Below are 6168 nucleotides of genomic sequence, written 5' to 3'. Positions count from 1 at the left end.
TCGACGGCCGACGTGCCGGAGCCGTCGGCCGGGGCCTGGCTCCACCAGGCGTCGGCCGGGTGGCGCCCGGCGCCTTCAGCGGGATGGTGACCCGCGCTGTCGGCCGGACGGCGACCCGTGCCGTCGGCCGGATAGCGACCCGAGCCGTCTGCCGCCCCACGCCCCGCGCTGGCTCCCGAGGACCGCCCCTCCGCATACCCCGCCGGGTCGGCCGGCCCACGCCCCGCGGCTTCTTTCCCCGCGTCCGCCGTGCCCGCCCCGCCCGTCGAGGGCTCGGTGACCAGACCCCGGGCCAGCCGGCCCGCCAGTTCCGGAAGCAGGTCCTGGCAGTCGATGTCCAGCAGGTCCGCGATCCGCAGCAGTGCGAGGGGGCGGCCGGCGGCCGGCTCGCGCTCGTCGGCGATACCGGCACGCAGCGCGGGCGCCAGATCCCGGGCCAGCGCGGCCTGGGCCTCCGCCGTCAGCGACCCGGCACGCAGCGCCGGAATCGGCCCACGCCCCCGTATGGCCGCGGCCAGCACCCGTGCCGCGAGCGGCGCTGTCACGACGGTCGGCACCTGGCCCTCCAGCCGGGCCAACAGGGCGGCCAGCGCGGCCTGTTCGGCGTCGTCCGGGGCGGACGACATGCTGCCGTGGAGGTCCGAGCGGGCTCCGGCGTGGCCCGCACCCCGGCCGTCGAAGGGCTCGCCGCTCTCGCACAGGGCTCCCACCAGCGCGGTCAACGTGTCGTCGGGGAGCGTGCCCGCGTGATCGACCGCCCACCGTGCGGCCGCCGTACGCCCGACCGCACCCAGCTCGATCCCCGCGACCAGCGCCGCCACCGCCAACGGCCCGGTCTCCGCGGACGTGTCGCGGAACAGGTCGGGTCGTCCGGCACACCAGATGTGCGCGCAGATCCGCGCCCACACGTCGGTCACCGGTGGTGTCGCCGGCGCCGGTCCGGTCGTACAGTCGTGGACCCGGTAGCGGTGGTCGTGGGCGACCGGCTCGGAGGACGGCAGGACGCCGATGATCTGCTGACGGGCCTGTTGCGGGCGGCGGGTGTAGGTGGTGAACGTCAGCCGGTGGGCCTGCTCGCGCGGCAGCACCGCGCAGGCGAGCGCGATCCACTGGGCGACGTCCGCGCTGTCGTGCTCGACGATGACGATCTGGCCGGCGGTGTCGGGCTCCTCCGTCAACGCCCGCAGGTCGGCGAAGAACGCCGCCAGGCGGTCGGACCGGGACACGGCGAACGCGATCAGACCGGCCTTGCGGAGCAGCCCCGACGGCTCGAAACGGTCGACCGGGCCGGGCCGGCCGTCCGGCGGTGTGGTGTCGGCCCAGCGCGGCGACTCCCACGCCGTGATGGGCAGCGCACCGTCCGGCAGCCTGGTGCCCGGCGGCAGATGCAGCGCGTGCGCGTGGAAGTTGCCCCAACGGCCGCTGTAGTCCGCGCCGGTGTAGACGGAACGGCTCAGCAGCCGTCCGCCGTCGGCGAGTTCGGAGAAGCTGAAGGCCTTCGGGAAACTCTTGAGCTGCTCGGCGTCGGGGCGGGCCGGGAAGTCACGCGGGGGCTCGTAGCCGATGAGCTGCTCGGCCTCCCGCAGCAGTCCCTGCGGGACCCCGGCGGTGACCGCCGTGAACCGGAACCCCGAACCGTCGGGCCCGGGCGGCGCCGAGGTGTAGTGCAGCTGGGCGAGGGTCATTTGACACGCCCCTTTCCTACGCGTCCCTTCGCGGTGGACCGCACGGGCAGCACGCCCCTCCGGGCCAGCAGCCACAGCAGCGGGTCCTCCACCCGCACCGGCTGCGGCCCCGACTTCGGTACGTCGGCCGGCGCCTCGGCGGGCGGCGGCGCACCGAGCGCCGACAGGCCGAACAGCGACAACTCGGCGAAGTCCAGCTCGAGTTGCCGTACCAGCGCCCCCGAGTCCCAGTCGGCCATCAGCGACCGGATCTCCTCGTGCACACCGAGCCGGTCGTCCTCGTCGAACCGGCCCTCGGTGTGGGGTGCGTTGCGCAGCAGCGGGGAGTGCGGGTCGAGGAGCGACCTGAGCATGTCCGTCTTGGTGACGGCCACCGCGATCGGCGTGGACACCCGGCCGCGGGAGCCGCCCTTGCCGTGGGCGCGCAGCTGGGCCGCCAGGTCGGCGGCGATCTGCTGCGGCGGGGTCTCGACGACGGGCAGCGGGGGGCCGTCGTGCACCGGCAACCGGTCCCGCACGGAGCCGAGTTGGAGCGGATCGACCAGCATGACTATGCCGTCGGCGGCGCTGAGATAGCGGGTGTAGCGGTCCATCGCCTCGGCGCCGGCGAGGTCCTCGCCCGCCGCGTCGAAGAAGACCAGCGTGGTGTGCCGGGTGCCGGAGCCCGGGCGGCCGCGTCTGGGCACGCTGAGCCGGTACAGGAGCGGGTCGTTGAAGCCGAGCGCGGCCGGGCGGGTGGCGTCCGGCAGCCGCAGCCGCTCGTAGAGGTCCTCGGCCATCTCCTTGTCCCGCTGCTGGGTGGTCTGCCCCATCGCCGCGAGCGAGGCGTGGTAGGCCTGCCCGACACGCTGGTTCAACTCGTTGAGCAGAACGGACACGTAGGTGCTCTTGCCGGAGGCCTTCGCGCCGACCAGGGCGATGATGCGGCTGTCCTGGTCGCAGTAGTCGCTCGGCAGGTCGTTGTGGCAGCCCCGGCACACCCGCACCGGCGTGCGCACCCCGCAGTCGGGACAGGGCACGCTGCTGCCGCCGCGCGGTCCGACGGGCACGGGCAGTGCGGCGAGCCTGCGGGCCGGGGTGAACACGGGGCCGCGCATCCGGGCCGCCGGGGGAGCGCCGGGCCCCATGAACCCCGCCCATATGTCGTCGCGTTGCGGGCCGCAGGGGGTGCCGCCGCGGACGCCGCTCGGGGTCATCAGACAGCGGTAGGGCAGCTTGGCCGCGGACGAGCGGTCGAAGCAGTAGGGGCAGATCACGGTCGTCATGGCTCAGCGCACCACCAGGGTCGCGGGGGACGGTTCTTCGAGACGTACGGCGGTCGCGTGCTCGCCCAGCAGGAAGCCGCGCAGGGTGTAGGGGGCCGGGCAGGGCGCGGCCGGCAGCTCCTGCTCGACCGTGCCGAGGCGGGCCAGATCGGTGCCGGGGATGCGCAGCACGGTGGTGCCCTCGGTCGCGCTGCGCGGGCGGATCGTGCCGCTGCGGGCGACGCACACGAACTCGGGGAGGCCCATGTGGCCTCGGGGAGCGGTCAGGGTGACGCGCAACAGGGTTCGGCCGCGGCCGAGCAACCGGCGTGGTGCGCGTACGAGTTGATAGCCGATCGTGGTGTCCGGCGGCAGCACGACCTCGGCGTCCGCGGCCGGTACGACGACCGCGCCGGGCGCCTGCGGAGCGGTCGAGGCCCGTATCAGCACGCCGCCCGGTCCGACGGGCAGTCGCAGTCCGCTGCGGCGGTAGGCGTGGGCGGTGACGGTACGTCGGCCCCCACTGGCGGTCACGGTGGCCGTGCCGGTGCTCGTGGCCGTACCGACAGTCGTGGCTGTGCCGGTACTTGCGGCGGTGCCGGTGCCGGTGGCCGTGCCGCCGATCTGAAGCCGGCCGCCGGCGTCTCCCGCCCCACCCCCGTCCAGGTGCTCCCAGCTCACGAGCAGATGGCCGACGCCGTCGGGCCAGTCGAGCGTGACCGCGGCGTGTCCCTCCGGGAGGCGCTGGGCGGCGAGCCCCGTCACCGGGCGCAGCACCTCGACGTCGACCGCGGGACCGGCCAGCGCGCGTTCACCGAGTACGGCGACGGCGGCGACCCGCGTGAACCCGGCAGGCGGCGGATCCAGGACCCCGGCCCGCTCGGGCCGGTCGAGCCGCGCCGGAAGTCGGTCGGTGTGCAGCTCGCTGCCGGGGGCGGGGGCCTCGCCGGGCCACCGCACCAGCCGGACCTCGGTGTCCCGCGCGCCGGTCCAGCCGAACCGCAGTGCCGTGCCGTCGGGGTGTGCGGTGAGGGTGCGGACGGCTTCGGGCCAGGGGTGGACGGTGCGGGTGGCGTGGACGCCGGGGGAGGGGACCAGGGCCCCGCCGGGCGCCCGGTAGTGGCAGACGACGCGGAAGGTGTGGGCGCCGGTCGCGAGGCCGGTCGCGGTGAACCCGTCGGCGCGGGGCGGCAGTTGACCGACGGTCCCGTCCGGCCCGGTCCGCTCGACCGTCACCTCAGCGGCACCGCCCGGCCGCCGCCAGGCGGCCTCGATCCGCTCGGGCCCGTCCGTGAGCGTCAGCCCCTCCACCTCGGGCGCGACGAGCACCCGGCGCGAGACGAGCGGCGGCCCGGCGACGCGACCGTCGCGCAACGGGAGCGCGGCATACCGGACGGCGGACCCGAGGGCGACGGAGGTGTCCCGCGCCGCTCCGGCATCCTGCCCCGCCACCTCGCGGACCTTCGGTGTCCCCTTCTCGTCCCGGTACAGGCACAGCAGCAACCAGTCGCCGTTGCCGTCGGCGTCCGTCTCCGGCCAGGTCAACTCGACGTGTTCTGAGGCGAGTTCGGCGTGCAGGGGGGCGTGCCGCCCGGAATCGGGACTGTGGTGACGGACCAGGGCGCGCAGGGCGCGCCGGTCGTCGGCGGCCTCGTGGAGCGCGCGCAGCAACTCCTCGCCCGCCCGCTCGGTGTCCCCGCGCCCCTCGGCCTCTCGAGCCGCCCGCAGCGCCGCCTCCACCACCGCCAACCGGGCGGTCAGCGAGCCCCGCAGCGCATCGAGGGCCGGGTCGGTGCGGTCCTGCGGCAGCCGCTCCAGCAGTGCCCGCACCCGGTGCAGCCGGTGCCGTGCCCAGGCGTCGGCGAGGGACTCGGCGGCGTCGCGCTGCTGCCGGGTGAGGGCGGGCCGCAGCCGGGCCGCCGCCACGAGACCGGCGACCTCGTCCGGGTGCACCCCCAACTCGACGGCGACACGCGGGCGTTCACCTCGGTCCCGGTCCTGCAGCAGGCCGATCAACTGGTACAGCACGACCCTGCGCGGTGCCTGTGGATCACGGCGGTGCAGTGCGGCGAGCAGCCCCGCGAGGGACGCCGTCGGGGTCGCGGCACGGGCGAGGCCGTCCAGCAGCGCGCCGTCCACCCGCTGCCGGCCACGGGGCCCGGAGGGCACGTACAGCCCGTCGAGGACGCGTAACCCGCCGCCGCCCGGGGGCAGCAGCGCCGCGCCCATGTGCCGTAACCCTGCCGCGTGCTGGGCCGTGGCGAGGTCGGCGTAACCGGGTACGAGCGGACTCAACGGCAGCCCGGACAGTGCCCGTGGCAGCCCCAGGTGATGCCCGAACTCGCGCCCAGCCACGTGTGCCGCTCTCCCCCGATAGAACTTCGAGGGACCATCCCAGCAGATCCCCGTGCTCGGGGAGGCGGTTTTTTCGGAATCCGACCAGGTGGGACCGGCAGAGCCCGCCGTCCCGACCCGGCCTCAGGCCCCGACGGCCGCCAGCACCGGCAGCCCGGCCGCGTCGTACCGGTCCAGCAGTACCCGCGCCACCTCGGGCGCCGCTCCGAGCACGTCCGCCAGGACGTCAGCATCGGCCGCGCCCCGCGCGATGCGGTCCGGGAGAAATCCGGGAGCCAGGACGTACGGGGCGACGGCCACCCGCTCGCAGCCGAGTTCGCGGAGCTCACGCACCGCGTCCTCGGTACGGGGGAACCCCGCGGGAGAACCGGCGGAGGCGAACGCAGGCCGCACGGCGCACCAACCGGTGTGCCGCCACTCCCGCGCGATTTCTGCGATCACTGCGATCGCCTCCGGGTCGGTGGACCCCGCCGAGGCCAGCACGACCCCGGTCGAGGACTTGTCGGCGGGCGTCAGCCCGGCCTCGTACAGCCGCCGCTCCAGGGCGGCCAGGAGCAGCGGCGACGGGCCCAGCACCTCCGCCTGCCGGATCCGCAGCTGCGGGGGCGCGGCCCGCAGGACCGCCGGGATGTCGGCCTTCGCGTGGAAGGCGCGGGTCAGCAGCAGGGGCAGCGCCACGACATCCCGCACGCCCTCCGCCGCCAGCGACTCCAGCACGCCTTGCACCGACGGGATGTTGAAGTCCAGGAAGCCGGTCTCCACCCGTACGTCAGGACGCAGCGAGCGCACCCGCCGCACCAGGGCATGCACCGTCGCGGCATGCCGCGGGTCGCGGCTGCCGTGGGCGATGACGAGAAGGACCGGCTTCATGGACATGGGACGTC

Annotated in this window: 4 protein-coding genes; all 4 read right to left on the bottom strand. The window is 75.4% G+C overall.

What is annotated here, in order from left to right:
• On the bottom strand, positions 1-1685 hold a 1685-nt coding region (locus ABD932_RS12745), incomplete at its 3' end, for a GTPase-associated protein 1-related protein (protein ID WP_345011876.1).
• On the bottom strand, positions 1682-2950 hold the full coding sequence (locus tag ABD932_RS12740; protein WP_345011874.1) for a TRAFAC clade GTPase domain-containing protein: 1269 nt from the start codon (positions 2948-2950) through the stop codon (positions 1682-1684). The genes ABD932_RS12740 and ABD932_RS12745, both read right to left, overlap by 4 nt.
• Before the next feature lie 3 nt (positions 2951-2953).
• The gene (locus ABD932_RS12735; protein ID WP_345011872.1) at positions 2954-5284 is read right to left on the bottom strand and encodes a hypothetical protein; all 2331 of its coding nucleotides are present in this window, start codon (positions 5282-5284) and stop codon (positions 2954-2956) included.
• Positions 5285-5407: 123 nt separating this feature from the next.
• Positions 5408-6160 carry a sirohydrochlorin chelatase gene (locus ABD932_RS12730; protein ID WP_345011870.1) on the bottom strand — a complete coding sequence of 251 codons (753 nt, stop codon included), beginning with the start codon at positions 6158-6160 and terminating at the stop codon, positions 5408-5410.
• Between the last annotated feature and the right edge of the window lie 8 nt (positions 6161-6168).

It is taken from the genome of Streptomyces shaanxiensis, assembly GCF_039537145.1.
Lineage (GTDB): Bacteria > Actinomycetota > Actinomycetes > Streptomycetales > Streptomycetaceae > Streptomyces > Streptomyces shaanxiensis.
This window is presented reverse-complemented; position numbering and strand designations above follow the sequence as displayed.